This is a genomic window from Mesorhizobium australicum (assembly GCF_900177325.1).
In the GTDB taxonomy this organism is placed as follows: Bacteria; Pseudomonadota; Alphaproteobacteria; order Rhizobiales; family Rhizobiaceae; genus Mesorhizobium_A; species Mesorhizobium_A australicum_A.
Window position 1 is genome coordinate 2,573,726 of sequence record NZ_FXBL01000004.1, and the last position, 25,618, is coordinate 2,599,343.

A 25,618-nucleotide genomic window follows, 5' to 3' on the forward strand; every position below is an offset into this window, starting at 1 on the left:
GAGCTTGCGGCGCTGGGGGGCGTATGCCGTAGGTTCTTGACCAGGGCCGGTCGATTTTTTACGTTGCTTTATCGCTGTTTAGTCGGATTTGTTGGTTTGCAGGAAGGTCGCATGGGGGGAAACACACTTACGCGCGCCGACCTCGCCGAGGCAGTCTACCGCAAGGTGGGATTGTCTCGAACCGAATCCGCACAGCTCGTCGAGATGGTGCTGGACGAGATCTGCGACGCGATCGTGCGTGGCGAGACCGTCAAGCTGTCCTCTTTCGCGACCTTCCAGGTGCGCTCGAAGAATGAGAGAATCGGGCGCAACCCGAAGACCGGCGAGGAAGTGCCGATCCTTCCGCGCAAGGTCATGACCTTCAAAGCGTCGAACGTGCTGAAGAGCAAGATCCTCCGGAATCACCAGCAGGCGAAGCCGAAAGGCGGAAAATAGCTGGGGGCGGTTCGCCCGCGTCTCCACATCGCCTTGAATATCGCCACGCAAACCGCTGGAATGTGTGACGAATCACGATTGGGGGAGGCATAGCCGCATGGACAAGAGCCCCGACGCATTCCGCACCATCAGCGAGGTCGCAGAAGACCTCGACCTTCCCCAGCACGTCTTGCGCTTCTGGGAGACGCGATTCACCCAGATCAAGCCGATGAAGCGAGGCGGGGGCCGCCGCTATTACCGGCCTCAGGACGTGGACCTGATCAAGGGCATCCGCCACCTGCTCTACGACCAGGGCTACACGATCAAGGGCGTCCAGAAGCTGCTGCGGGAGAACGGCAACCAGTTCATCGCCGCCGTCGGCACGGGCGATATGGCTGCGGTCGCGGCGATCGCGGCGCGCAAGCAGGAGGCCGCGCAAGCGGCTGCGGCGAGCACGGCCCCGCGCGGCGGCGTGGACGACGAGATGCTGGTAGGCGAGCCAAAGGTGAAGCCCAGCCGGCGTTTCTTCGGCCTGGGCAAGGCCGACGACGACGGCCCGGTGGCCCCTGGTCAATCGCGCCTGTCAAAGGACAATCGCGCGCTCTTGCAGGAAGCGCTGTTCGACCTGCTCGAATGCAAGCGCCTGCTCGACCAGGTACGCTGACGGATTTACTGAAAAGAACGGGCGGAGAAGCCTTCGGCGGCGCTTATGCGCCGCCGATCAGCGCCGTGAACGAATATTCCGGCCAGATGCCGATCGCACCGTCGTACATCATCTTCAGCGCGACGTAGAGGATGATGACCAGGCCGACATAGGCGATCCAGCGGTGGCGATGCAGAAGCTGCGCAATGAAGGACGCCGCGAAGCCCATCAACGCGATGGACATAGCGAGGCCGATGATAAGGACGGTCGGATGTTCGCGCGCCGCGCCTGCGACCGCCAGGACGTTGTCGAGCGACATCGACACGTCGGCGATGACGATCTGCCACGCGGCCTGCGCAAAGGTCTTGCGCGGCGCGCCTTTGGCAATTGTCCCGTCCTCGTTGGTGTCCTGATTGAGAAGCGCTTCCTCGGCGGCCTGCTCTTCCTCGTGGCTGACCGTCATCTCGCGGTACATCTTCCAGCAGACCCAGAGCAGCAGCAGTCCGCCAGCCACCAGCAAGCCCGGTCCGAGCGCGAGCAACTGGGTGGTGATGAGCGCGAAGCAGATGCGCAGCACGGTCGCCGCGAGGATACCGATAAGGATCGCTTTGCCGCGCTGATCCTTCGGCAGGCCGGCCGCGGCGAGGCCGATGACGATGGCATTGTCGCCCGCCAGGACCAGGTCGATCGCAAGGACTTGCAGAAGCGCGGTGAACCCTTCGGCGGTGAAGATTTCCATGGACGACCTTGCCGATATCGAGAGACGCCCGCGCAGGGCAAAGAAGACGCACCCGAAATGGGACACGCATGCCGGTATTTCAATGGTCGGAGCGGCGGGATTCGAACCCACGACCCCTTGACCCCCAGTCAAGTGCGCTACCGGGCTGCGCTACGCTCCGAACCGCGGCAAGCCCTATAGAACACGGGGTTAAGAGGCAAGGGGGTAAATCGGGGCGGGGAACGAAAGCCCTGCGTCGTCCGGCCATTGTCCGCGCCTTGTTGATAGCGCGGCACGCCGGGACTATCCTTAGGTCAGCAATCAGAGGTTTGGGCGGCGTGGACGCACGCGGGCGGTCGAGATTCTGGGCGAGTGCGCTGGCGGGGCTAGGCGGCCTCTGCGCCTTCATGTTTTCGGCACCGGGACAGGCGGGACTCGCGCTCGACGGGGAGGTGAGGGCGGACCTCGCCCGCCGCGCCGACGACATCGCCGCTGTGGTCGATGACCTTCGGGCGATGCCCTCGCTGCGCGAGGCTGTCTCGAGGGGACAGCGGCGGCTCGCGCTGGTGATCGGCAACAACGACTATGACGAGCTGAACGACCTTAACAAGGCCGAGGGAGACGCCGTTTCCCTGAAGTCGACCCTGGAGGAACTCGGCTTTTCCGTCACGCTGAAGCTGAACGTGTCCGCCAGGGATTTCGACGATGCGGTGGACGCGTTCGTCGACAGCCTGAAGCGGGGAGATGTCGCCTTCTTCTTCTTTGCCGGCCACGGCGTGAGCTACGAGCAACGCAACTTCCTGCTGCCGGCCGACATGCCCGCGCTCGATGCCATCCGCGAATCGCGGCTCGAGCGCTATTCGGTCGATGCGCAGGATCTGGTCGACCGGATCTACGAGCGCGGCGTCGAGATCGCCTTCGTCGTGCTCGACGCCTGTCGCGACAATCCTTTCCCGCCCGACGCCGATACGCGAGCAGTGCGCGCCTATGGCGGCCTGGCACGGATGACGCCTCAGAAGGGCGCCTTCGTCCTTTATTCCGCCGGCATCGGCCAGAAGGCGCTGGACCGGCTCGGGCCCGACGACACCGATCCGAATTCGGTCTTCACGCGCACGTTCAAGCCGATCCTCTCGACGCCGGGAATGCCGGCGGTCGAGATCGCCAAGCGCACGCAGGTCGAGGTGCATGCGCTCGCCGCGACCGTGCCGCACGACCAGGATCCGGCTTATTACGACCAGGTGGTCGGGCAGTTCTATCTCAAGGCGCCGCGTCCCAAGCTCTACGGCCTGGTGATCGGCATCGACGACTATGGCGGCCGGCACAACCTGCGCGGCGCGGTCAATGATGCAAGGCATATGTCGGACGCTCTCGCCGCCGTCGGAGCGGAGAAGGTCGTCACACTCCTCGACCACGACGCCCGCCTCAAGTTCATCGACTACGTCTGGAACGATTTGCTCGAAGATGCAGATCCCGGCGATACGATCGTCTTCACTTATTCGGGGCAGGGGACGCAGGAGCCGGCGCCCGACAAGCTGAACGAGAAGGATGGACTGCGTGACTTCCTCATTCTTCCGGGACCCCAGCCGCTCGACAAATATTCCGACCTCGCCGACTTCAGCGCCGACAGGAAGCTGACCGACGATATCTTTACGGAGTGGATGGCCGCCGCTGCGCGCAAGAACGTCAACGTCATCGTGCTGATCGACGGCTGCCATGCCGGCGGCATACTCGACCGCGAATTCGCCAACGTGACCTTCTTCGGTGCTTCGCAGGAAGACGAGTTCGCGATGGAACAGGACTTCGAAGGAGAACAGCAGGGGCTGGCCAGCTATGTTTTCGCGCGCGGAATGACCGGCAGTGCCGACCTGAACGGCGACGGTTATATCACACAGCGTGAACTCTTCGCCTATGGCGACCAGAACGTGTTTCACATGTCGGCCGGGCGGCAGAACCCGCAGTTCTACCCTGCGATCGAGGCAAGCAGCCCGGGCCTCGCACTGCTCCGTTCCGCCAAGGCAGACGCGACGGGCGATCTGACGGCGCATTGGCTGCCGCTGCCGAAGGCGGTCCAGGACGACGGCGGCACGCGATAGGCCGCGCTCAGGCAGGAGCGTTCGCGCTTGCGCCGTAACGCTGTTCCAGCGCGATCGCGCCCCAGACCATGCCGATCAGGATGTAGAAGTGACGCCAGTGGTCGGTGTCGATCACCGAGCCCAGCGCGACGTGGCCGATAAGCGTCACCCAGGCGCACAGCAGAAAAGGCTGCCACGGCCGCTCGCGAAACAGGATGCGGAAGCCGGCCGCGAGCGTCCAGACGATCATGGTCAGCCAGGAGGCGAAGCCGAGCCAGCCATAGTCCATCAGCGCCTTCAGCCAGATGTTGTGGGTGTCTTCGCCATAGAGCTGGCCGAAGACGAGTGGGCCGATGCCAAACGGATGTTCCGTCGCGAGCTGGAAGCCGATCACATATCGGGCAAAGCGGCCGAGACGCGCGCCATCGTAGTCCTGCACGAGTTGGGCGCGGGTGGTGAAGAGTTCGGCAACCGACGGAATCTGCAGCGCCACCAGGATCGCCACCACGAGAAGCGCGAAGGCGGCGACCGTCATCATCGCCAGCCGCAACCTGAACAGGCCACTCTGGCTGCGCAGGAAAAGGATGCCCGTCACGAGGACCGCGCTGACGCCGAACAGCCCCCATGCGCCGCGCGAGAAGGACAGGAAGATCGCGATGATGATGACGAGCAGCGGCGGCACGCAGCGCAGCCATTCCGACGGCCCGCCTGTCAGGATGCGGTAGAGCAGCCAGATGCCCGGCAGCGCCAGGAACGGTCCGAACACGTTCGGATCCTGGAACACGCCGGCCGCGCGCTCGTATTTGGTGAACATCTCGAAGCCGGGCACGGCATGGAAATAGCCGAGGATGCCCGCCAGCCCGGTGATGACGGCCGAGGCCACCCAGGCGCGAAACATCAGGGCATACAGATCCGGGCGCGATTCGATGACGGCCGCGAAGAACACCGCTGTGAAGGCGAGAAAGAGCGATACGGCGATGTAGAGCGGCGTGTCCTGCAGGTCCGCCATCTGTGTCATGGAGATCATGCCGCCGATGTTGAATGCGATCAGAAGCACGAGGAGCGGCGTGATGGCCTTCGAGATGCGCAGGCCGAACAGCGCCCAGACCGCAATGAGCCCTGCCATATAGAGTTCATAGGGAGCGGGCTCGCGGATGACGAAGCCGGCGAGGAAGACGCCGAGCGAGACCGCGCAGGACACGATGATCGCGATCGCCTTGTCGTTGACCGCCGCGCGCGGAAGCTGACCGGCCACCGTGTCCATCAGTAGGCGTTTTCCGTGTTGAGCAGCCGGACCGGCGTCAGGAACAGGATCTTGAGATCGAACCAGAGCGACCAGTTCTCGATGTAGTAGAGGTCGTATTCGGTGCGCATCTTGATTTTCTCGTCGGTGTCCATCTCACCGCGCCAGCCATTGATCTGCGCCCAGCCGGTGACGCCGGGTTTGACGCGGTGGCGTGCGAAGTAGCCGTCGACGACCTCGTTGTAGAGTAGGTTGTGGGTCTGCGCCGCGACCGCGTGCGGACGCGGGCCGACCAGCGATAGCGAGCCGAACAGCGCGTTGAAGAACTGCGGCAACTCGTCGATCGAAGTCTTGCGGATGACGCGGCCGACGCGCGTGACGCGCGGATCTCCCTTGGTGACGGCCTGCTTCGCGCTCGGGTCGGACCGGTCCGCATACATCGAGCGGAACTTGTAGACCTCGATCACCTCGTTATTGAAGCCGTGTCGCTTCTGCTTGAAAAGCACCGGCCCCTTGGAGTCGAGCTTGATGGCGATTGCGGTTGCCAGCATGATCGGAGACAGGACGATGATGCCCAGCAGGCTGAAGACAATATCGAACGCGCGCTTGGCGACCGAATCCCAGTCGTTGATCGGCCTGTCGAAAATGTCGAGCATCGGCACGGCGCCGATGTAGGAGTAGGAGCGGGGGCGGAAGCGGAGCTGGTTCGAATGTGCCGACAGGCGGATGTCGACCGGCAGCACCCACAGCTTCTTGAGCAGCGACAGGACGCGCGTCTCGGCGGTGATCGGCAGCGAGACGATCAGCATGTCGATGCGCGCGATGCGGGCGAATTCGATCAGCTCCGCGACATTGCCGAGCTTCGGATATCCGGCCACGACAGGCGGCGAGCGCGAATCGTCACGATCATCGAAGATGCCGCAGATGCGGATGTCGTTATAGGGCTGCGCCTCGATCGAGCGGATGAGGGCTTCTGCGTTCTTGCCGCCGCCGACAATCACCGCGCGCCGCTCCATGCGTCCGTTGCGGGCCCAGCGGCGAATCTGCATCGCCATGATGAAGCGCAGGCCGAACATCAGCGTCAGGCCCGTGGCGTACCATGCGCCGAACCAGAGGCGCGAAAAGTCAGAGGAGACTTTGAACAGGAAGCCGGCGATAGCGAGCACAGCGAACGTGCCCGACCAGACGAGCAGGATCTTGCCGGCATTCGAGAGCGGACTACGCAGCGATGTGATCTGGTAGCAGTCGGTGAACTCGAGCAGGATCACCGTCAGGAGAGAGGCCGCAACCGCGATTGCCGGATAGTACCAGACCAGATGGGTGTTGTAGCCGATAAGCCAGCCGTGCAGCACCAGCCCGCTGAGCACCAGAAGCGCAAACTCGACGAGACGCAGCGTGCCGGTGACCATCACCGGCGACATCGTATCGCGCCGGTACTGGCTGGCGACCTGTTCGGCGAGTGAATTGAGGGGCTTCGACGGCGAGGCCGCGCCTTCGCCCTCATGGCTGCGCACCGCGTTCAGCGAGAAACGGTTTGTCGGATCGATCTCGTTCATGACGCCATGCCGCGGAAAACAATGCCGGTATATACCACCTCTCTGCTAAGAAAGGTTTATATCGTGCATTCGTGTTTGAGCGGCGCGGCAAGCGAGCCGCGGGCTAAGCCCTCGTCCGTCGTCAGCTTTCCAGCACGCGGAAATATTCGCGCTCAATGGCGCGGGCCATGACGTCGACGCCGAACTTGCCCTTGAGCGCATCCGTGGTCGGCATCAGGGCCTGCCAGGCGGGCGGATCGGCGACGAGGTTCTCCATCCGCGCGGCGATCTCGCTGGCATCCGGGCGGGCAAGGGCAGGGGAGCCGGCCGGAAAGATCTCCGGAATGCCGCCGACCGAGGTCGCGATCATCGGCAGCCCCGCCGCCAGCGCCTCCAGCACGATGTAGGGCATCGCTTCGGCCCGCGACGGCACGACGATGGCCCGGGCGAGCGCGAAGGCCTGCCGGGCGGGCATCGGTGGACGGAACGTCACGCGCCCACCAAGTCCGAGCCGCGTCACCTGCTCCCGGTATGCCGGCAGATCGTCGCCGTCCCCCACCATCACCGCGGTGAGTTCACGTCCGGTCGACTTTTCCGATCGTGCCAGCGCATCGATGAAGATGTCCGGACCTTTGAGGTCGCGCATCATGCCGATGTAGAGAAAGTGGGCAGCGCCGGACTCTGGCGTGACCGGAATGAACTCGGCCTCGCCGAGCCCGTTGTAGACGAGGCTCGACGGCGCGCGGGGCGGGCCGATCTTCTCGCGGAAGACGCGCTCTTCGTAGCCGGAGACGAAGAACAGATGATCGGTGAAGCGGTCCATCACGCGCTCGGCGGCGAAGATCAGTTTCCCCGTCATCGTATTGGCGTCGTAATGGAGGCTGCCGCCATGCGGCGAATAGAGGCGGGCTACGCGAGACCTGGATACCCGCAGAAGCGAGCCGAACAGGCGGGAATAGACGCCACCCTTGGCGCCGTGCCCGTGCAGGATGTCCGGCTGCAATTGCTTGATGAGACTGTAGGTTCTGTAGGCGGCGGTCACATCGCCCGGTCCGACATGGCGCTGCATCGGCGTTCGGTGCGCGCCCAGTGCCAGCGTGTCGGCGATCTGCTCGAACAGTCGGTCCTCGTAGTCGCCGCCGGTCGAGGAATCGCAGATGATACCGACGAGATGGCCTTCAGCCGACTGTGCCTGCGCGAGGTCGCGCACGTGGCGGAAGATACCGCCGACGGGCGATCGGAAGCAGTGCACGATGCGCAGATTTCTCCCCACCTCGACCACGGCCGCCGTCAGAACAGGCGTTCGCGGACGTAGATCGTGTCGCCCGGAAGCAGCGGGTCCGATGTATGCACTCGACCGGTCATGACCTTGCCGTTGACGGTACGGGTGATGTCGACAGTCGATTGGTTGCCGCGCGGCGAGAAGCCGCCGGCCACCGCGATCGCCTTCTGCACCGTCATGCCGGGCACGTAGGAATACTGGCCGGAAGCCCCGACCTCACCCATGACGAAGATCGGACGGTAGCGGTCGATCTCGACTGACACGTCGGGATCGCGCAGGTAGCCGTTGCGCAGCTTTGCTGCGATCAAGCCCTCGAGCTGCGCCGCCGACTGGCCGCGCGCGGGGACTGCGCCGACGAGCGGAAAAGCGATATAGCCGGCCTGGTCGACGCTGTAGGTGTTGGTGAGGCCTTCTTGTTCGAAGACCGTGACGCGGATCCTGTCCCCCGAGTCGAGCACATAGGGCGCCTGGAGTGATTTGCTGAACGCGGCGGGCGCGGGCCTGTAGCTGCTGCAGCCGGCGGCGAGCGCCACGGCGAGCAAGGCAAGAAGAGGCGGAGCGGGGCGTTTCATCTGCGGACACGAACCCTTTGCATGGACGGACCGGCGAACCGGCGCGATACCGGGACGTTATCCTCCCGTTAGGGTTAATGGCCGGTAAAGGGGAGGTATTGCCGCGGCGACCCCGCTTCGTTCCCGCCGCACGATTTCTTAACCCGACGGAAACCATAGACGTTTACTTTTCGCTATGTTTGGTTCGGAGTGACGCCATGTCGGGCAGTGCAGTCAGGGGCAGCGATGTCGATGTCGACCTCGGCACCCTCTTTGCCAGCATAGTCAGGGACTGGAAGCTGATCCTGGCGGTGACGATCGCGGTCACCGGCCTGGCCTTCCTCCTCGCCTGGCTGTCCACGCCGCACTATCGGGCTGAGACGCGTATCCTGATCGAGACGACCGAATCCGTCTTCACGCGCCCGACGCCAGCCGGCGAGAGCGACCGGCCCATCCTCGACGAGGAGGGCGTCACCAGCCAGGTCGAGGTGATCGCCTCCTCGGATCTGCTGAAGCAGGTCGCTGCCAAGCTGGAGCTCGGCAAGCTGAAGGAATTCGACGAGCAGGCGAATATGGGCCTGGTCGGCCGCCTGATGGTACTGGTCGGCCTCAAGAGCGATCCGGGCGGCATCGCGGCCGAGGATCGCGTGCTGAAGACAATGCGCGAAAAGCTGCGTGTCTACCGCGTCGAGCGCTCGCGCGTCATCGTGGTGGATTTCTCCTCCGAGGACCCGAAGCTCGCCGCTGCCGTGCCCAATGCGATCGCCGACGCCTATCTCGCCATGCAGCAGGAGGCGAAGCTCAAGTCGAACGCGTCTGCGACCGACTGGCTCGAACCCGAGATCGCGGACTTGCGCGAAAGGGTGAAGCAGGCCGAAACCAAGGTCGCGGAATTTCGCGCTCAATCCGACCTCTTGGTCGGGCAGAACAATTCGGCGCTCGCCACGCAGCAGTTGTCGGAGATGTCGACCGAACTCTCCCGTATCCGCGCCGCGCGCGCCACCGCGGAAGCGAATGCGCAGAGTCTGCGCGATGCGATCAACAGCGGCCGCTCGCTCGACACGATGCCGGACGTGATTTCCTCGCCGCTGATCCAGCGGTTGCGCGAGCGCCAGGTGCAGCTCAACACCGACATCGCAGACCTGTCGACGACGCTTCTCGGCAACCATCCGCGCATCAAGTCCCTGCGTTCGCAGCTTGCCGATCTCGACGGTCAGATCAAGAATGAGGCGCGCAACATCCTGCGGGGCCTGGAAACAGAGGCCGAGACCGCCAAGCTGCGCGAGGCTAAGCTGGTCGCGAACCTGAACAATGTGAAGGCCGAGTCCGCCCGGGTCGGCGACAAGGAGGTCGAGCTGCGCGCGCTCGAACGCGAGGCGGCGGCCCAGCGGGAACTGCTCGAATCCTATCTCACGCGTTACCGCGAGGCAGCGTCGCGCGGCGATCGCTCCTACCTGCCGGCGGATGCGCGTATCTTCTCGCGCGCGACCGTGCCGTTCGACCCTTATTTCCCGAAGATCGTGCCGATCGTCGGTGCGGCGTTCGTGGGCTCATTGCTTGTGATGGCCATCATCACCCTGCTGCGGGAACTCTTTTCCGGTCGCGCCATGCGTCCAGCCGCTGAAGGCAGGATAGAGCCGGTCGAGCATGTGTCCATGCCTGCAGCCACTGCGATCGAGCCCGAGGCGGCCGTGGTGCCCGAGCCGGCCGTCCAGCCCGCATCTCCGCCGGAGCCTCCGCCTGTGATTCCCGCGCCTGTGGTTGCCGAGAAGCCGGTTCCGGCGCGGGTGCGTATAGCGCCGAACGACAATCGCCTCAGCGTGTCGGCTGCGGCCGAGCGGCTGATCTCCAGCGGAGCCGTGCGTGCGATCTTCGTCTCGCCGGAGGGTGACGAAGGGGCGGCCAGTGCCGTGCTGGTGGCGCGCGAAGTGTCGGACTCCGGGCTGCGTGTCGCGCTGGTCGACCTCACGTCGTCCGGGGCCGCATCGATGCCGATGCTTGAAACGACGGCGGTGCCGGGCATCACGAACCTTCTCACCGCCGAATCGCAGTTCTCGCATGTCATCCACGCGGACATCTATTCCGACTGCCACGTCATCCCGGTCGGGACGGCCAATCCGGCGCGCGCGATGCGCGCCGCCGAGAGGCTGCCGATCATCCTCAATTCGCTGGGCTCCGCCTATGACCTCGTCGTGGTCGAATGCGGTCCCGCCGACGCCGCCGGCATCCGCAGGCTGGTGGGCGAGGGGACGCAGGTTTTCGTCAGCGCGCTCGAGCTGGGCGACAGCGCCGTCGATGCGACGGCGGCCGACCTCAGGTCCGGCGGCTATGGCGACATAGAGCTCGTAAAGCCCGAGGCGTTCGAGAACCCGACGCCCAACGTGCCGAACCGGTCGGCGGCCTGACGGATTTCACTCGTCTTCGGCGGGCTCTGCCTGTGCGGCCGTTTGCCGGCGCAGCCGCTTCACCAGCGTCCATGCCGTCCGGTTCTGCTTGATGGTGCGCTTCAACTTGGTGACACCCGCCAAGCCGGCGGCGAGGATATGGCCCTTCGCGGTCACGGGAACGGCAATGTCGATGTGGCGCGTTTCGATGTTGCACCAGAGCCTTTTGTAGGGCTCGTCCCCGACTGAGAAGTCGTAGATGTCGAAGCCCTGTTCGCAGGCTTCGCGGATGTTCTGGTAGAACAGGAATTCTCCCGGACTGACGACGGCCAACTCGTCCTCGGCAATTCCCCCGAATTCGCAGACAAGTCGATCGCCCGAACGGCTCGACCCGGTTATAGCCCGTAACGTCCCGCCGACCTCAAGCCCGTGCAGCACGAAGGGCGGCGGCGACATGGACAGTGCGTCTGCGAACAGCTTGCGGAAAAAGGCCTGCACGCCCGGTGGCGCGAAAACGTCGGCGATTCCCATCTTGCGGAAGCGTTTGGCCTTCATCTCGAAGAAGCGTTCCAGGAGCGTGTCGATCTCCTCGGGCGTGCTTGCTTCGATGCGGCGGAAGCCGCCCGCCGCTTCGAACTTGCGTGTCTGGGAGCGATGCTTCTTGCGCTTGCGTTTGCCGCTCGCGCGGTCGAGCAGCGCCTCGAACCCGCCATCGAGACAGACGGCGAGCGCGACATTGGGGCTTTCGCTGCTGGGCAGCGCGACAAGCGGAGACGTCAGGCCGCCGAGCTCTTTCAACGTCCGTTCGAGATAAAGGAGGTCCACATCGGGACGAATTGCCTTCACCGCTGCGGCCAGATGCGCACGGGTCAGGGTGCCCGCCCCTTCGTGGAAAGCGGGGAAATTGCCGGCGGCGTGGCTGCCTCCCATGAAGCGGGCGATCCGGAACGGACCTTTCTGCACCACTTCCAGCGGCAGCGTCACGATCGGACCTGTGTCGGGACCGGCCGAGACGATAAACGTGTCCTCGCCCGAGACCTCCGTCCACGCCGTGACCCAGTTTGTGGTCTGCGCCGGGGCTACAACCCGGCCGTCGACCAGCGCGGAATAGTCCGCGGGCGCGACAGTCGTCTTCCTGTCAGAGGTGTCCAGATCTTCGCTTTTTTTGCGTCCGGCTAATTTCATTTGCATGCGCGAGAATTGCGTCGACGCGTCAACCATACTTCAATCCTTGCCCGGTACGGTGCCTCGTCGCGTCTTCCGGCGCGATGAAACTACGCGGAAAAGGTGAATCAATGATCGACAGGGGGGAGTTGCTGCGAAAGCTCGCCCTCAACATGGCGAGATTCAGCGGTCTCGGCGCATTGGCTGCGCGGTTCACCGCGGGTTCCGGCGCGATCTTGATGTTGCACCGCGTCACGCGCGATCCAGCTTTGCCGTCGGGCATCAACCGGCATCTGGCGATCACGCCCGAATTCCTTGACGCGGTACTTTGCGAGATGAAGACGCTCGGCTTCCGCTTCGTGTCGATGGACGAGGTGCCGGACCTTCTGACCGCACCGGCCGGCTCGGAGCGCTTCATCGCCATCACCGCCGACGACGGCTACCGCGACAACGTGACCTGCGCTCTGCCTGTGCTCGAAAAGCACGGCGCGCCGATGACGATCTATGTCGCACCGGCCTTGATCGAAGGAACGATCGACCTCTGGTGGGACGTGCTGGAGGAGATCGTCTACCGTAGCGACAGGCTCTATATCGACACCGCCAAGGGGCGCATGGCCGTCGATGCGTCGACCCCTGTCGAAAAGGTCCGTGCCAATGTCGCGATCCACGACTACCTGACGACGGAGCTGCCGGAAGAGGAGCAGCGCCGCGTCATCCGCGCGCTCGCGGCCGCGAGCGGAGTAGACCATGCTCGACCTTCACGCGAGACGCTGATGACGTGGGACGAGGTGAGGCGCGCCTCCCGGCACCCGCTTCTGACCATTGGCGCCCACACCCTCCATCACTTCAATCTCAAGCGCCTGTCGGAAGAGCAGGTTCGCCGCGAGATGAGCGACGGCGTGAAATATCTCGAGATCGAGCTTGGCCAGACGCCGCGCCATCTCGCTTATCCCTATGGCTACGAGACCGCGGTGGGGGCGCGCGAAGCACGGATTGCGGCCGAACTCGGCTTCGCGACCGCCGTCACCACCCGGCACGGCGTGCTCTATCCCGCCCATGCCGGCCATCTCCACGCCCTGCCGCGCATTTCCATCAACGGTCGCTACCAGCAGGTCGGCCATATCAAGACCATGGTCAACGGCGTAACCACCCCCCTCGCCAACCGGGGCAGGACGTTCGTGACAGTGTGACGATCAGGCCTTCGGCTGTTTCACCATCCACTTGATGATGCCCATCGCCGGCAGGATCCACAAAAGCCCCGTCAGCAGGAAGTAGGTCAGGTGCACCAGCGGCCCGGACTCGCCGAGCCGAGCGACGGCGACCGTCGTGGCGATCCAGGCATACAAGATGACGAGCACGATCAGGAGCACGGTTCCGATCAGCTTGCGGATGCGGACGGGCATGGGGTTTCCTTTCGCGCTCCCTATAGTCCCGTCAGCCGGCCGCCGTAAAGCGAGGCCGCGCGACCGCTTGTCACGCGACAGGGCCGGCCAAAGAGGGTATCGGCTGCGGCATGGGTGCCGTCGGGACGACAGGAATGGCAACGTCTGCTGCGATCGATACATATGACGCGCGCCGCCGTGAGGCGGCCTCGCGCCGCGCCGTGCGCATATGGCTCTATGTCGTGCTGGTCGTACTTTTCGCGCTGTTCATCGTCGGCGGCGCAACGCGCCTGACCGATTCCGGCCTGTCGATCACCGAATGGAAGCCGATCCACGGCGTCATCCCACCGCTCAGCGAGGCGGAATGGCAGGAAGAGTTCGATCTCTATCGCCAAATCCCTCAATACCAGCAGATCAACAAGGGCATGAGCCTCGACGAGTTCAAGTCGATCTTCTGGTGGGAGTGGGCGCACCGGCTCATTGCGCGCCTGGTCGGTGTGGTGATGGCTCTGCCACTTGTTTTCTTCTGGTTCACCGGGCGACTCGAGAGCCAGTTGAAGCCGCGGCTGCTCGGCCTTTTCGCGCTGGGCGGCTTCCAGGGCTTCATCGGCTGGTGGATGGTCGCCTCGGGGCTCAGCGAGCGCGTCAGCGTCTCGCAGTACCGGCTGGCCGTACACCTCACCCTCGCTTGCATCATCTTCGCCGCCGTGATGTGGGTCGCGCGTGGGCTCGCGCCGCATTCCGAAGGACCGGCGTCGTCCGGCACCCGCCGGTTGGCCGGCGCGATGGCGCTGCTCGTCCTCTTCCAGATCTACCTTGGCGCGCTGGTTGCTGGTCTTGATGCCGGCATGGCCTACAATACCTGGCCGCTGATGGACGGAAGCCTTGTGCCGGGCGACCTGTTCGTTCAGCAGCCGTGGTGGATCAACTTGTTCGAGAACCCGAAGACCGTGCAGTTCGCACACAGGCTCGGCGCCTATCTCGTGCTGGCGGTTGCTGTTCTCCATGCGGTCGCGGCGTGGCGCGCCGATCCCGGCACGACGCATGCGCGCCGCGCGGTTCTGCTGCTCCTGATGATTGTGGCGCAGGCCGCGCTCGGCATCACGGCGCTGCTGCTGGTAGTGCCCTTCGGCTGGGCGCTGCTTCACCACGCCTTCGCGATCATGGTCCTCGGCTTCGCAGTGGCGCACTGGCGCGGCACGGTAGGAGAATACCCCCGTCCCATGCCGCGTGGAGCTTAGGCGTCCAGCATCAGGTCCATGTTCTGCACCGCCGCGCCTGAGGCGCCCTTGCCGAGATTGTCCAGCGAGGCGACCAGGTTCGCCTGGCCCTTGCCCTCGCTGCCGAGGACGAAGAGCTTCATACGGTCGGTGCCGGCAAGCTCGGTCGGGTCGAGGCGCGCAAGCTTCGCGCTCTCCTCCAGCGGGACGACCTCGACGATTGACTGGCCCGCATAGTGCGAAGCCAGTGCGTCGTGCAGCTTGGCGAGCGTCGGCGCACCGTTCAATTCTTCGAGGAACAGCGGTACCTGCACCAGCATGCCCTGCGCGAAGCGGCCGACGCTGGGCGAGAAGAGGGGCCGACGCTCGACCAGCCCGTGCTGCTTCATCTCCGCGACGTGCTTGTGCTGCAGCGGCAAGCCGTAGAGGAAATGCGGCGCGGCGATGTAGTCGGGATTCGACGGATCCTCCATCTGTGCGATCATCTGCTTGCCGCCGCCGGTGTAGCCGGACACGGCGTTGACCGTGACCGGATAGTCCGCCGGCAGGAGTCCGGCCGCAACGAGCGGGCGGATCAGCCCGATCGCACCGGTTGGGTAGCAGCCTGGATTGGCGACGAGCCGCGCGGACGCGATTCGCTCGGCCTGCGCCTTGTCCATTTCCGCGAAGCCGTAGGCCCAATCGGGATGGACCCGATGTGCAGTCGACGTGTCGATGATGCGGGTCGAGTTCTGCCCCTCAAGGATAGCGACGGATTCCTTCGCGGCGTCATCCGGCAAGCAAAGGATCGCGATGTCGGCGCTCTTGAGGAAATCCTCCCGCGCGGCGCGGTTGCGACGTTCGGCTTCCGGGATCGACAGCACGTCGAGATCGTGACGCGCGGCAAGGCGCTGCCTGATCTGCAGGCCGGTGGTGCCGTGTTCGCCATCGATGAAGATTTTCGGTTTCATGCCCGTGGTCCGGAAAGTGAGGTCGTTCAGATGGTTACGCCAGCCGCCGGAATCAATCCGCCAAACTGTTGAATCGATGCGTTAGCCGCGGGCCTTTCGCGCCGAAAGCAGGCCGAGGTAGTACATTGCGATGTTGGACGCCGCGATCGAGGTGATGTCGGCATGATCGTAGGCTGGCGCGACCTCCACCACGTCCGCACCTACCATATCCAGTCGGTCGAGCAGGCGCAGCACCGACAGCATCTTGGCAGAGGACGGGCCTCCTGCAACCGGCGTGCCGGTTCCGGGTGCGAAGGCCGGGTCCAGGCAATCGATGTCAAAGCTGACATAGGTCTTGCGGCCACGGGTGCGGTCGAGGATCGCGTTCGCGATTTCAGCGGCGCGCATCTCCTCGACATCGTAGCCATAGAGAATTTTTATCCCGCAGTCGGTCGGCGCGTGGGTACGGATGCCGATCTGGATCGAGGTCGCCGGATCGATGACGCCCTCGCGCACCGCGCGCAGGACAAAGGAACCATGGTCGATGCGCCTGCCGTCGTCGTCCCAAGTGTCCTGATGGGCGTCGAACTGCACGAGCGACAGCGGGCCGTATTTCGCCGCATGCGCTTTGAGGATCGGCCAAGTGACGAAATGGTCGCCGCCGAGCGAGAGCAGGAACGCGCCGTTGCGGATCAGCTTCGTCGCCTCACGCTCGATGATGCCTGGTGTCTTCTGGTGGTTGCCCGAATCGAGCAGGCAATCGCCGTAGTCGACCACGGCGAGCCGGTCGATGAACTCGTCGTTGAAGGGATACTGCGCGTCATTGTCCATGATCGCCGAGGCGCGCCGGATGCCTTGCGGTCCGAAGCGCGCACCCGGGCGGTTCGTCACCGCGGCGTCGAACGGGATACCCCAGACGATCGCGTCGGCGCCCTTCACGTTCTTCGAATACTTGCGCCGCATGAACGACAGCGCGCCGGCATAGGTCGGCTCGTAGGACGCGCCGGCAAAACCGCGCGCGACGAAGGCATTGTCGATCGAGTTCGCGGCCATGGACGTCCTTCCTCTGTCGCGGCGGAACCTATCCCGCGTCCACGACGGTATCGCAACAGGAAAAAGCGTCATCTTCGTTTCACGCGCCTGTCACCCGATGCCGGTACGAGCCGCTCCAGAATAGCGGTGGAACGATTCGAACGCATGCGAGCCATAATCGGCGGCATCCTCCTGTCAGTCCTGTTGGGATGTGGGCTCGCTCTCGCGGACGCTGGGCGCGTCGGTGAGATCCGTGAGCGCCTGTCCAGCGCCAATCAATGGCGCGACCATGTGATGGTCGTGGCACACCGCGCCGGCGGTCTCCAGGCGCGCAAGTCGCGCTTCCCGGAGAATTCGCGCGCCGCACTGGCCGATGCGATCTCGATAGGCGCCGAGATGGTCGAGATCGACGTACAGAAATCCTCGGACGGGACGTATGTCGTAGTGCACGACACTTGGCTCGATCGTACCACCAACTGTCGCGGCGAGGTTGCGGACCGCACGCTGGCCGAACTGAGAACCTGCCAACTGGTGGTCGAGGGGACCAGCATTCCTACGGACGAAGCCGTCCCGACCCTCGCCGAATATCTTGAGGCCGCGCGAGGCCGCATCATGGTGAACATCGACAACAAGCTCGCGCCCGACGACCTCGTCGGCATGACGCAACTCGCCGAACGTCTCGGTCTCGCCGACCATCTCGTGGTGAAGCTCAACCTCTGGAACGAGGAACGCATCGCCGAGGCGCATCGGCTGATCGGCCTGATGCCGCGCGGCGTGATATTCATGCCCATCGTGGCGGATGATGCGGTGCGCGATCCGGGTCTGCTGGAACGCGTGACGAGCACGGTGTCAGCCGATGCGGTGGAACTGATCGCCTGGCATAAAGACGGCCAGCCGATGACGCCCGACGGTGGCCCGCTTTTCGGAACGAGGGCGCGGGCGGTGGCCGTGCGCGGCGGCTGGCATCTCTGGGTTAACACCTATGGCATCGTCAACAAGAGCGCCGGGATGCTTGCCGGCGGCCGAGGCGATCAGCTTGCCGTAGAGGCCGATCTGCCCGGCGAGGCTTTCGGATTCTGGGTCGACCGCGGCGCAACCATCATCCAGACCGACGAGCCCGGCGAAGCTATCCGCTGGCTCGATGCGAACGGCTACCGGCGCCCCTATGCCGCCGGTACGCAGCAAGCCGCCGCAAGGTAGCGCCATCCCCAGCCTCGCCTCTGTGTCTGGCCCGCATTTTGCGACGGGCGGAGGACGGAAGTGACGATACGTCCACCTGTCCCCCTATGCGACAGGCGTGAACGAAAGCGGGGGGATACGGTGGCTAAGGACCTCATTACGGCACAACAGGCAGCCGCCGTCCGGGCCGATGGCCCGGTCCGATTCGAGGCACTGGACAGTTGGCGCGGCCTGGCGGCGGTTTTCATCATTCTGTTCCATGCCCAGGTCGCGAGCCATGTGCGCGACGCCTCGCTGGTGCGGGCCGGCGAGATGTTCGTCGATTTCTTCTTCGTGCTGTCCGGCTTCGTGATCGCTCATGCTTATTCCGGGCGACTGTCGACCGGGGCGGATTTCGGCCGCTTCATGGTGTTGCGCGTCGGGCGCGTGTTCCCGTTGCACCTCGTCATGCTGATCCTGTTCATCCTGATGGAGACGGGCAAATCGCTCGCTCCCAGCCTGGGGGCGGCCGGAGACGCGGCGTTTACCGGCACGAACGACATCTTGGCCATTCCCACCAACGTTATCCTCTTGCATGTCGGCACGCATGACCAACTCACCTGGAACACACCGGCCTGGAGCATCGCGGCCGAGATGGTCGCCTATGTCGCCTTCGGGCTGGCAGCCCTGTTGCTGGGGCGCTTCCTGTGGATGGCGGCAGTTGCCGGCGCCGTCCTGTCCGGATGGTCGCTCTGGGCGTTCGCGCCGCACGGCATGGAGTCCACCTACGATTTCGGCGACCTGCGCGCGATCTACGGGCTTTCGGTGGGAGTGCTTGCCTACCGGCTGGCGGTCGGCGGCGCGGCCCGTTCGTATTCGCGGGCCGCGGTCGGGCAGGGGGGCGTGAATCCGACGCTGTTGGAAATCGCGGCAATCTTTCTGGCCCTCGGCTTCGTGAGCTATGCCTATCGCACTCCGGCGGCCTTCGCCGCGCCTTTCGTCTTCGCGCTCGTGGTGCTTGTCTTCGCCGCGGAGAGGGGGGGCGTCAGCGCGATCCTGCGCACGCGCCCGTTTGTCGCCGTCGGCCTCGTCTCCTTCTCGATCTACATGGTCCATATGTTCCTCGTCATGCGCGTGACCAATGTCGCGCGTCTGGCGGACAAGCTGACCGGCACGAACATGGTCGTGCCGATGGGACATGGAGGGGAGGGGGTCGATCTCGGCAATCCGTTTGCCGGGGATCTGCTCGTGCTGGCGATCGTCGGCTTGACGATCGCCGTCAGCCTCGTCACCTACCGGGCGATCGAACAGCCGGGTCGTGACTGGTTCCGCCGGCAGGCGGATAGGCTCTTCAGCAGGAAGAGCGAGTCGGTCGAAAGAGTTGCACCGTCACGCACCGCCTGACAGCAGCCCAAAAGAAAAGGCCGCCCGGAGGCGGCCTTCCATCTGCGATATCGAAGGGGTTTAGCGCTTCGAGAACTGGAACGAACGACGGGCCTTCGCCTTGCCGTACTTCTTGCGTTCCACCGTGCGCGAGTCGCGGGTGAGGAACCCGCCCTTCTTGAGCACCGAGCGCAGGGCCGGCTCGTAATAGGTCAGCGCCTTCGAGATGCCGTGGCGCACCGCGCCTGCCTGGCCGGAAAGGCCGCCGCCCTGGACCGTGGCGACGATGTCGTACTGGCCGTTGCGGTTGGAGGCGACGATCGGCTGCTGCAGGATCATCTGGAGCACCGGCCGCGCGAAGTAGGCCTTGAACTCTTTGTCGTTGATGATGATCTTGCCCGAGCCGGGCTTGACCCACACGCGGGCGATCGCGTCCTTGCGCTTGCCGGTCGCGTAGGCGCGGCCCTGCTTGTCGAGCTTCTGCACATGGACGGGAGCTGCCGGCTGGACCGAAGCCGCGACCGTGCCGAGCTGGGAGAGAGAGCTGAGATCAGCCATCGTTAGGCCCTCTTGTTCTTGCGGTTCATCGCCGCGACGTCGAGGACGACCGGCTGCTGGGCCTCATGCGGGTGCTCGGCACCGGCATAGACCTTGAGATTCTTCATCTGGCGACGGCCGAGCGGGCCGCGCGGGATCATGCGTTCAACGGCCTTCTCGACCACGCGCTCGGGGAAACGACCCTCAAGCAGGTCGCGCGCGGTGCGCTCCTTGATGCCGCCCGGATGGCCGGTGTGCCAGTAGTACATCTTGTCGGTGTACTTCTTGCCGGTAAGCGCCACCTTGGCAGCGTTGACGATGATGACGTTGTCGCCGTCATCGACGTGGGGGGTGAAGGTTGGCTTGTTCTTGCCGCGCAGGATGTTGGCGACGATTGAAGCGAGGCGGCCGACGACGAGACCTTCGGCGTCGATGAGCACCCACTTCTTCGTCACATCCGCAGGCTTCTGCGAAAATGTGGACATGGACATTGCCTTAGTTGGAACCCTGCCGGCGAGCCGGGTAGGGCGTTTCTTGTTGCTTGCGTTGGCGCGCGAGGCACCAACAATGAAACGGCGGCCCGGAGGCCGCTGCGTCAGGAAAGGCGTATAGGGCATCTCAAGGTGCGCGTCAATCAAGTGTATGTCCTGCCGTGCGCAGGAAATGTAACCATAACAATGGGTTGGGGGTGGGGTATTATTTTACCCCTATGCAATCTGCTTCCTCGGCGGGATTGCGTAGGTTCCCGTGGCATGCGCCACGGTGGCGCCGTCGGCGACGATGTCGATGTCGAACACCATCAGCGTCTTGCCGAGCTTGAGGATGCGGCAGTGCCCGTCAACAGGCCCTGCCGTCGCTTTGCGCATGAAGTTGATGTTGAGGTTCGTCGTCACCGCCAGCGCCTCGCGGCCTATGTGGCTGAGCACGCATGCATAGCCGCCGATGTCGGCGAGGGTGAACAGGCAGGGTCCCGACACCGTGTCTCCGGGGCGCAAGTGCCGCTCGTTGGCATTGAGCCTGACGGTACATTCGCCCGGCTTCACGTCGATGGCGACATAGTCGGAATACTGGTCATTGAGCTGCGGATAGACGACGTTCAGATAGTCGTTGATCTCGTCGGCGGTCATCACCGGGGTGAGCGCGGTCTGCTTCGGCATGAATGGTCCAGCTATTTCGTGTGGTTGATCGGGCGGTTGGCGGTCCAGTCGAAGGTGCCGAGGTCGCGCTCGCGCACCGCCTGTTTCCAGCCGACCTCTTCCGCCCGGTGCTTGAAATTGATGCCCTCGGGCGAGTGCCGCGTGATGCCGTCGAAGAGGGTGGCGAACATCTGCGTTTGCTTCAGCCCCATCGCCTCGATCGCCTGATTGACGACCAGCTTCTGCATCATCAGTTGGTTGACCGGGACTGTCGCCATCCGTTCGGCGAGCCGCTCGACCTCGGCGTCGAGTTCCTCTGCTGGCACGGATTTCAGCACCAGCCCGATCCGCTCCGCCTCCGGACCTTTGATCCGGTCACCGGTGAACAGCATCCGCTTGGCACGCTCCGGTCCGAGCCGATAGACCCACATCGCCGTCGTCGGGCAGCCCCAGACGCGCACAGGCATGTAGCCGATCTCCGCCTCGTCCTCCATCACGATCATGTCGCAGCAGAGCGCGATGTCCGAGCCTCCGGCCACCGCGAAACCGTGCACCTTGGCGATCACCGGCCGGTAGGAGCGCCAGAGCGACATGAACAGCTCCGTGTTGCGCATCATGAAGGCGTAGTCTTTCATCGGATCCCACGGCATGTCCTGCGTCGCCGCGTGGCCCGCGCCACCGGTCGCCTGCGCGTAGTAGGCGAGGTCGTAGCCGGCGCTAAAGGCGCGTCCCGCACCCGAGAGGATGATGACATGGACACCCGGATCGGCATTCGCCCGCGCGACGCAATCGGCGAGTTCGACCGGCAACAGATCGTCGATCGCATTCATCGCCTCGGGGCGGTTGAGCGTGATCCGGCCGATCCGGCCATCTTTTTCGTAGAGAACCCTGGACACGCGCTCCTCCCGTTCCGGCTTCCGTTTTCGTAAACGTAAGAGAATTCAGCGGTGGCCATCAAGTCGGGCCGTGCTATTTCTCCTTCCCTGGTTTGAAGGAGGTGGTGATGGCCGAAGTCGTGGCGATCAGGCGGGACGAGCCGGAAGGGCTGGTGTGGAAGTCGCGCGAGGGCAAGGTGCTGCGCGTCACGCTTGCCAATAGGCCCGCCAACGCGCTGTCGCTAGAGATGATGGCGACGCTGCAGCAGGCGCTGGATGAGGCGCGCGATGACAAGGGCGTGCGCGTTGTTGTGATCGCCGCGGTGCCCGGCAAGGTGTTCTGCGCCGGCCACGACTTGAAGCAGATGACCGCCGGCCGCAATGCGCCGGACAAGGGCGAAGCCTTCTTCGAAGAGACCTTCGCGGCCTGCTCGGTGCTGATGCAATCGATCGTGCGACATCCCAAGCCCATTATCGCAGAAGTTGACGGCATCGCGACGGCGGCCGGCTGTCAGCTCGTCGCTTCCTGCGACCTGGCGATCGCGTCCCAACGTTCCACCTTCGGCGTCAACGGCATCGATGTCGGCCTGTTCTGCACCACGCCGGGCGTGGCGCTGGCCCGCGGCATGAAACGCAAGCACGCGATGGAGATGCTGCTTACCGGCGAGATGGTCGATGCCGCCACCGCGCGCGAGTTCGGCATCGTCAATCGCGTCGTGCCGGAGGAATATCTGACTCAGGTCGTGAACAAATACGCGCAAGTCATTGCCGCCAAATCTCCTCAGGCCGTCGCCTTCGGCAAGAAGGCCTTCTACGACCAGGTGGAGATGGGGCTGGAGGACGCCTACGCCTATGCAGGGCGCGTGATGGTCGACAACCTGCTCGCCCGCGACGCGGAGGAGGGGATTTCCGCCTTCATCTCCAAGCGCAAGCCGATCTGGACGGAGGAATGAGATGGCCCGTATCGATGTGCTTGAACGGGCAGAGTTGCAGCGAATGCAACTGCATGATCCGGTTGAGGCAAAATTTTATGTGAGTGAGGTTGACGGCAGGAAGCTGCTTCAAATCTCAACATTTGGGCGACCAACTCGCGATATGCCTGGGAAGGTCAGTCAGACGATCCAGCTAGACGAGGCAGGCGGGCGCGAGCTTTTCGCGATCCTGAAGTCGACGTTCGGATTCAAGTGATGGAGCCGCGCCTCTCCATCGTCACGATCGCGGTGGACGATCTCGACAGCTGCGCTGCCTTCTACGGGGCGATGGGGCTGGAGCGCCACAAGGGCATCACCGACGGCGTCGCATTCTTCCAGATGGGTGGGGCAATCCTTGGGCTGTTCTCCCGCCCCGCCGCCGAGGAAGACAGCGGCGTAACCTTTGGCGGCGGCGTTTCGCGTGTCTATCTCGCCTACAACACCCGTTCGCGCGAAGAGGTCGCGGAGGTGCTGGACAAGGCGGAGACGGCAGGCGGGCGCATCGTCAAGCCGGCGCAGAAAGCCTTCTGGGGCGGCTGGTACGGCTATTTCGCCGATCCGGAGAATAATCTCTGGGAGGTCGCCCACAATCCTGATTTTCCAATCGCAGCCGACGGAACGATATCGCTTCCGCCCGAGGCTTAGCTTGTCCATAGAGCGGCGCGAGACGCGCCGGCCAGCCTGAAGAACCAGCATGAACCACGACGCCTACGAAAATTCCTACATTTCCGGCATCCTGAATTCGGTAAAGACGATCGCCATCGTCGGCGCCTCGGCCAATGATGTGCGGCCGAGCTTCTTCGTCACGAAATATCTCATCGACAAGGGTTACGACGTCTACCCGATCAATCCGGGCCATGCCGGCAAGGAGATCCTCGGCCGCATGACCTATGCGCGGCTCGCCGATGTGCCGGTGCCGATCGACATGGTCGACATCTTCCGCGCCTCGAACGCGGTGCCGCCGATCGTCGACGAGGCGCTGGCGCTCTCTCCGCTGCCCAAGGTCATCTGGATGCAGCTGACCGTCCGCCATGACGAGGCGGCCGCGAAGGCCGAGGCACATGGAATCAAGGTGGTCATGAACCGCTGTCCGAAGATCGAATATGGCCGCCTTTCGGGCGAGATCGCCTGGAACGGCGTCAATTCCGGTACGATCAGTTCCAAGAAGCCGATCATGCGTCAGGGCTTTCAGAGTTTCGGCATCCGCCAGAAATAGCACCTGCGTTTCGCCTCACCGTCCGGAAGGGGCCTTTTCCGGCCGTCGGACGGCCAAAAGCGGAAAAAACGACTTTGCTTTCGTGCCCGGCCTTTGCGAAGACTGGCGCGGATTTCAGACACGCATCCGAGGGAGGATCCCCATGCCAGGTTTCGACACGCTCGCCATCCACTCCGGCGCCAAGCCGGACCCCGCCACTGGCGCGCGCGCCACGCCGATCTACCAGACGACCTCCTTTGTCTTCGACGACGTCGATCACGCCGCCTCGCTGTTCGGGCTGAAGGCCTTCGGCAACATCTACACCCGAATCATGAACCCGACCCAGGCTGTGCTGGAAGAGCGTATCGCCGCGCTCGAGGGCGGTACCGCCGCGCTTGCCACGTCTTCCGGCCATGGCGCGCAACTGCTCGTCTTCCACACCATCATGCGACCGGGCGAGAACTTCATCGCCGGCAAGCGCCTTTATGGCGGCTCGATCAATCAGTTCGGCCATGCCTTCAAGAATTTCGGCTGGGAGGCACGCTTCGCCGACACGGACGATCTCGCCGGCCTCGAAGCGTTGATTGACGACAAAACCCGCGCGATCTTCGTCGAGAGCCTCGCCAATCCGGGCGGCACCTTCGTCGACATCGAAGCGATCGCGAAGATCGCCCACAAGCACGGCCTGCCGTTCATCGTCGACAACACCATGGCCTCGCCCTATCTCGTTCGGCCGATCGAACATGGCGCCGACATCGTCGTCCATTCGCTGACCAAGTTCATCGGCGGCCACGGCAGTTCGATGGGCGGCGTGATCGTCGACGCCGGCACCTTCGACTGGTCGAAGAGCGGCAACTATCCGATGCTTTCAGAACCGCGTCCGGAATATGCCGGCCTCGTCCTGCACGAGACCTTCGGCAATTTTGCCTTCGCAATTGCCTGCCGCGTGCTCGGCCTGCGCGATTTCGGCCCGACCATATCCCCTTTCAACGCCTTCCTCATCCTACAGGGCGTCGAGACGCTGTCTCTGCGTATGGAGCGTCATTGCGAGAACGCGCTGAAGGTCGCCGAGTGGCTGTCGAGGCAGCCGCAGGTCGCCTGGGTCTCCTATCCGGGGCTTCCGTCCGACCCGAACAACGAGTTGAAGCAGAAGTATTCGCCCAAGGGTGCGGGCGCGGTGTTCACCTTCGGCCTGAAGGGCGGCTTCGACGCGGGCGTGAAGGTGGTCGAAGGTGTCGAACTGTTCTCGCACCTCGCCAACATCGGCGACGTGCGCTCGCTCATCATCCATCCGGCCTCGACCACGCATCGCCAGCTTTCGGACGAGCAAAAGATCGCCGCCGGCGCTGGTCCAGACGTCATCCGCCTGTCCGTCGGCCTGGAAAACGTTGACGACATCATTGCCGACCTCAAGCAGGCGCTGGCCAAGGCCGGCTGACGATGCCGGCTCTCTTCCTGAAGGTCGACACGAGCGGTGCGCCTGAAGAGGGCGCGCCGCCGGCCGACCGGATCATTTCGGGCAATCCGCGCACCCGCACCTGGAATGTCGAGGAGGCTGAGGGTGGCCTCTATGCCGGCATCTGGGAGGCCACGCTGGGCAAGTGGCGGATCTCCTACGACGAGTGGGAGTTCTGCCACATCCTGTCGGGCATCTCGGTCGTCTCGGAAGACGGTGGCGCGGCGGTGACCGTGAAGGCCGGCGACAGCTTTGTCCTCAGGCCCGGCTTCAAGGGAACATGGGAGGTCCTTGAAACGACTCGCAAGGAATATGTGATCAGGCTGTAGGGAGAGCGA

General features: G+C 64.1%; 27 protein-coding genes and 1 tRNA gene. 14 read left to right on the forward strand and 14 right to left on the reverse strand.

Annotation, left to right across the window (positions count from 1 at the left end; translation table 11 throughout):
- Positions 1–111 precede the first annotated feature (111 nt).
- Positions 112–435, forward strand: coding sequence for an integration host factor subunit alpha (locus B9Z03_RS15105; RefSeq protein WP_085464962.1), 324 nt, complete (start codon positions 112–114; stop codon positions 433–435).
- Between the two features lie 97 nt (positions 436–532).
- Entirely contained in the window at positions 533–1,078 is a 546-nt protein-coding gene (locus tag B9Z03_RS15110; RefSeq protein ID WP_085464963.1) for a MerR family transcriptional regulator, read from the forward strand.
- Between the two features lie 43 nt (positions 1,079–1,121).
- On the opposite strand, the gene B9Z03_RS15115 is transcribed toward B9Z03_RS15110, so the two are convergent.
- Together B9Z03_RS15115 and B9Z03_RS15120 are read right to left on the reverse strand one after the other, a co-directional pair.
- A complete protein-coding gene (locus B9Z03_RS15115; RefSeq protein WP_085464964.1) occupies positions 1,122–1,796 on the reverse strand; it encodes a TerC family protein in 675 nt (224 codons plus the stop codon).
- Between the two features lie 83 nt (positions 1,797–1,879).
- A tRNA-Pro gene (locus B9Z03_RS15120) sits at positions 1,880–1,956 on the reverse strand.
- Between the two features lie 157 nt (positions 1,957–2,113).
- Between B9Z03_RS15120 and B9Z03_RS15125 the strand changes: the two genes are divergently transcribed.
- Complete coding sequence (locus B9Z03_RS15125; RefSeq protein WP_176247530.1) at positions 2,114–3,868, forward strand: caspase family protein; 1,755 nt, start codon at positions 2,114–2,116, stop codon at positions 3,866–3,868.
- 7 nt (positions 3,869–3,875) lie between these two features.
- On the opposite strand, the gene B9Z03_RS15130 is transcribed toward B9Z03_RS15125, so the two are convergent.
- The 4 genes from B9Z03_RS15130 to B9Z03_RS15145 form a co-directional block, all read right to left on the reverse strand.
- Positions 3,876–5,111, reverse strand: a complete 1,236-nt coding sequence (locus B9Z03_RS15130; RefSeq protein ID WP_085464966.1) for an O-antigen ligase family protein — start codon at positions 5,109–5,111, stop codon at positions 3,876–3,878.
- Positions 5,111–6,646 (reverse strand): undecaprenyl-phosphate glucose phosphotransferase, encoded by a 1,536-nt coding sequence (locus B9Z03_RS15135; RefSeq protein WP_085464967.1) that lies wholly within the window; start codon positions 6,644–6,646, stop codon positions 5,111–5,113. The genes B9Z03_RS15130 and B9Z03_RS15135 overlap by 1 nt, the downstream gene beginning before the upstream one ends.
- 121 nt (positions 6,647–6,767) lie before the next feature.
- The gene (locus B9Z03_RS15140; protein ID WP_085467679.1) at positions 6,768–7,898 is read right to left on the reverse strand and encodes a glycosyltransferase family 4 protein; all 1,131 of its coding nucleotides are present in this window, start codon (positions 7,896–7,898) and stop codon (positions 6,768–6,770) included.
- Positions 7,899–7,915: 17 nt separating this feature from the next.
- Complete coding sequence (locus B9Z03_RS15145; protein ID WP_085464968.1) at positions 7,916–8,479, reverse strand: polysaccharide biosynthesis/export family protein; 564 nt, start codon at positions 8,477–8,479, stop codon at positions 7,916–7,918.
- 197 nt (positions 8,480–8,676) lie between these two features.
- Here B9Z03_RS15145 and B9Z03_RS15150 point away from each other — a divergent pair, with 197 nt between their 5' ends.
- On the forward strand, positions 8,677–10,863 hold the full coding sequence (locus B9Z03_RS15150; RefSeq protein WP_085464969.1) for a GumC family protein: 2,187 nt from the start codon (positions 8,677–8,679) through the stop codon (positions 10,861–10,863).
- Positions 10,864–10,869: 6 nt separating this feature from the next.
- On the opposite strand, the gene B9Z03_RS15155 is transcribed toward B9Z03_RS15150, so the two are convergent.
- The gene (locus B9Z03_RS15155; RefSeq protein WP_244561750.1) at positions 10,870–12,027 is read right to left on the reverse strand and encodes a GNAT family N-acetyltransferase; all 1,158 of its coding nucleotides are present in this window, start codon (positions 12,025–12,027) and stop codon (positions 10,870–10,872) included.
- A 110-nt stretch (positions 12,028–12,137) separates the two neighbouring features.
- On the opposite strand from B9Z03_RS15155, the gene B9Z03_RS15160 reads away from it, so the two are divergent.
- Positions 12,138–13,196, forward strand: a complete 1,059-nt coding sequence (locus B9Z03_RS15160) for a polysaccharide deacetylase family protein (RefSeq protein WP_085464971.1) — start codon at positions 12,138–12,140, stop codon at positions 13,194–13,196.
- A 3-nt stretch (positions 13,197–13,199) separates the two neighbouring features.
- On the opposite strand, the gene B9Z03_RS15165 is transcribed toward B9Z03_RS15160, so the two are convergent.
- Positions 13,200–13,409, reverse strand: coding sequence for a DUF2842 domain-containing protein (locus B9Z03_RS15165; protein WP_085464972.1), 210 nt, complete (start codon positions 13,407–13,409; stop codon positions 13,200–13,202).
- Between the two features lie 134 nt (positions 13,410–13,543).
- On the opposite strand from B9Z03_RS15165, the gene B9Z03_RS15170 reads away from it, so the two are divergent.
- The gene (locus B9Z03_RS15170; RefSeq protein WP_139832285.1) at positions 13,544–14,629 is read left to right on the forward strand and encodes a COX15/CtaA family protein; all 1,086 of its coding nucleotides are present in this window, start codon (positions 13,544–13,546) and stop codon (positions 14,627–14,629) included.
- Here B9Z03_RS15170 and argC read toward each other — a convergent pair.
- Both argC and speB read right to left on the reverse strand, forming a co-directional pair.
- A complete protein-coding gene (gene argC, locus B9Z03_RS15175) occupies positions 14,626–15,558 on the reverse strand; it encodes an N-acetyl-gamma-glutamyl-phosphate reductase (protein ID WP_085464974.1) in 933 nt (310 codons plus the stop codon). The genes B9Z03_RS15170 and argC overlap by 4 nt on opposite strands.
- An 81-nt stretch (positions 15,559–15,639) precedes the next feature.
- Positions 15,640–16,590: an agmatinase gene (speB, locus tag B9Z03_RS15180; protein WP_085464975.1), complete on the reverse strand. Its 951-nt coding sequence runs from the start codon at positions 16,588–16,590 to the stop codon at positions 15,640–15,642.
- A gap of 144 nt (positions 16,591–16,734) precedes the next feature.
- Between speB and B9Z03_RS15185 the strand changes: the two genes are divergently transcribed.
- On the forward strand, positions 16,735–17,769 hold the full coding sequence (locus tag B9Z03_RS15185) for a glycerophosphodiester phosphodiesterase family protein (RefSeq protein ID WP_085464976.1): 1,035 nt from the start codon (positions 16,735–16,737) through the stop codon (positions 17,767–17,769).
- Between the two features lie 120 nt (positions 17,770–17,889).
- Positions 17,890–19,131, forward strand: coding sequence for an acyltransferase family protein (locus B9Z03_RS15190; RefSeq protein ID WP_176247531.1), 1,242 nt, complete (start codon positions 17,890–17,892; stop codon positions 19,129–19,131).
- Positions 19,132–19,191: 60 nt separating this feature from the next.
- Here B9Z03_RS15190 and rpsI read toward each other — a convergent pair whose 3' ends face one another.
- From rpsI to B9Z03_RS15210, 4 genes are all read right to left on the reverse strand, one after another.
- Positions 19,192–19,668 carry a 30S ribosomal protein S9 gene (gene rpsI, locus B9Z03_RS15195; protein ID WP_085464978.1) on the reverse strand — a complete coding sequence of 159 codons (477 nt, stop codon included), beginning with the start codon at positions 19,666–19,668 and terminating at the stop codon, positions 19,192–19,194.
- Between the two features lie 2 nt (positions 19,669–19,670).
- On the reverse strand, positions 19,671–20,132 hold the full coding sequence (rplM, locus tag B9Z03_RS15200; protein WP_085464979.1) for a 50S ribosomal protein L13: 462 nt from the start codon (positions 20,130–20,132) through the stop codon (positions 19,671–19,673).
- Between the two features lie 222 nt (positions 20,133–20,354).
- Entirely contained in the window at positions 20,355–20,804 is a 450-nt protein-coding gene (locus B9Z03_RS15205; protein WP_085464980.1) for a PaaI family thioesterase, read from the reverse strand.
- 11 nt (positions 20,805–20,815) lie between these two features.
- On the reverse strand, positions 20,816–21,724 hold the full coding sequence (locus tag B9Z03_RS15210; protein WP_085464981.1) for a crotonase/enoyl-CoA hydratase family protein: 909 nt from the start codon (positions 21,722–21,724) through the stop codon (positions 20,816–20,818).
- Positions 21,725–21,786: 62 nt separating this feature from the next.
- On the opposite strand from B9Z03_RS15210, the gene B9Z03_RS15215 reads away from it, so the two are divergent.
- The 6 genes from B9Z03_RS15215 to B9Z03_RS15240 all read left to right on the forward strand — a co-directional run bounded on the left by B9Z03_RS15215 (position 21,787) and on the right by B9Z03_RS15240 (position 25,609).
- Positions 21,787–22,611: an enoyl-CoA hydratase gene (locus tag B9Z03_RS15215; protein WP_085464982.1), complete on the forward strand. Its 825-nt coding sequence runs from the start codon at positions 21,787–21,789 to the stop codon at positions 22,609–22,611.
- A 1-nt stretch (position 22,612) separates the two neighbouring features.
- Positions 22,613–22,846 (forward strand): hypothetical protein, encoded by a 234-nt coding sequence (locus B9Z03_RS15220; RefSeq protein WP_085464983.1) that lies wholly within the window; start codon positions 22,613–22,615, stop codon positions 22,844–22,846.
- Positions 22,846–23,274, forward strand: a complete 429-nt coding sequence (locus B9Z03_RS15225; RefSeq protein ID WP_085464984.1) for a VOC family protein — start codon at positions 22,846–22,848, stop codon at positions 23,272–23,274. The genes B9Z03_RS15220 and B9Z03_RS15225 overlap by 1 nt, the downstream gene beginning before the upstream one ends.
- A gap of 49 nt (positions 23,275–23,323) precedes the next feature.
- Positions 23,324–23,845, forward strand: a complete 522-nt coding sequence (locus B9Z03_RS15230; RefSeq protein WP_085464985.1) for a CoA-binding protein — start codon at positions 23,324–23,326, stop codon at positions 23,843–23,845.
- A 142-nt stretch (positions 23,846–23,987) separates the two neighbouring features.
- Complete coding sequence (locus B9Z03_RS15235) at positions 23,988–25,262, forward strand: O-acetylhomoserine aminocarboxypropyltransferase (protein ID WP_085464986.1); 1,275 nt, start codon at positions 23,988–23,990, stop codon at positions 25,260–25,262.
- A gap of 2 nt (positions 25,263–25,264) precedes the next feature.
- Positions 25,265–25,609, forward strand: a complete 345-nt coding sequence (locus B9Z03_RS15240; protein WP_085464987.1) for a cupin domain-containing protein — start codon at positions 25,265–25,267, stop codon at positions 25,607–25,609.
- Positions 25,610–25,618 lie beyond the last annotated feature (9 nt).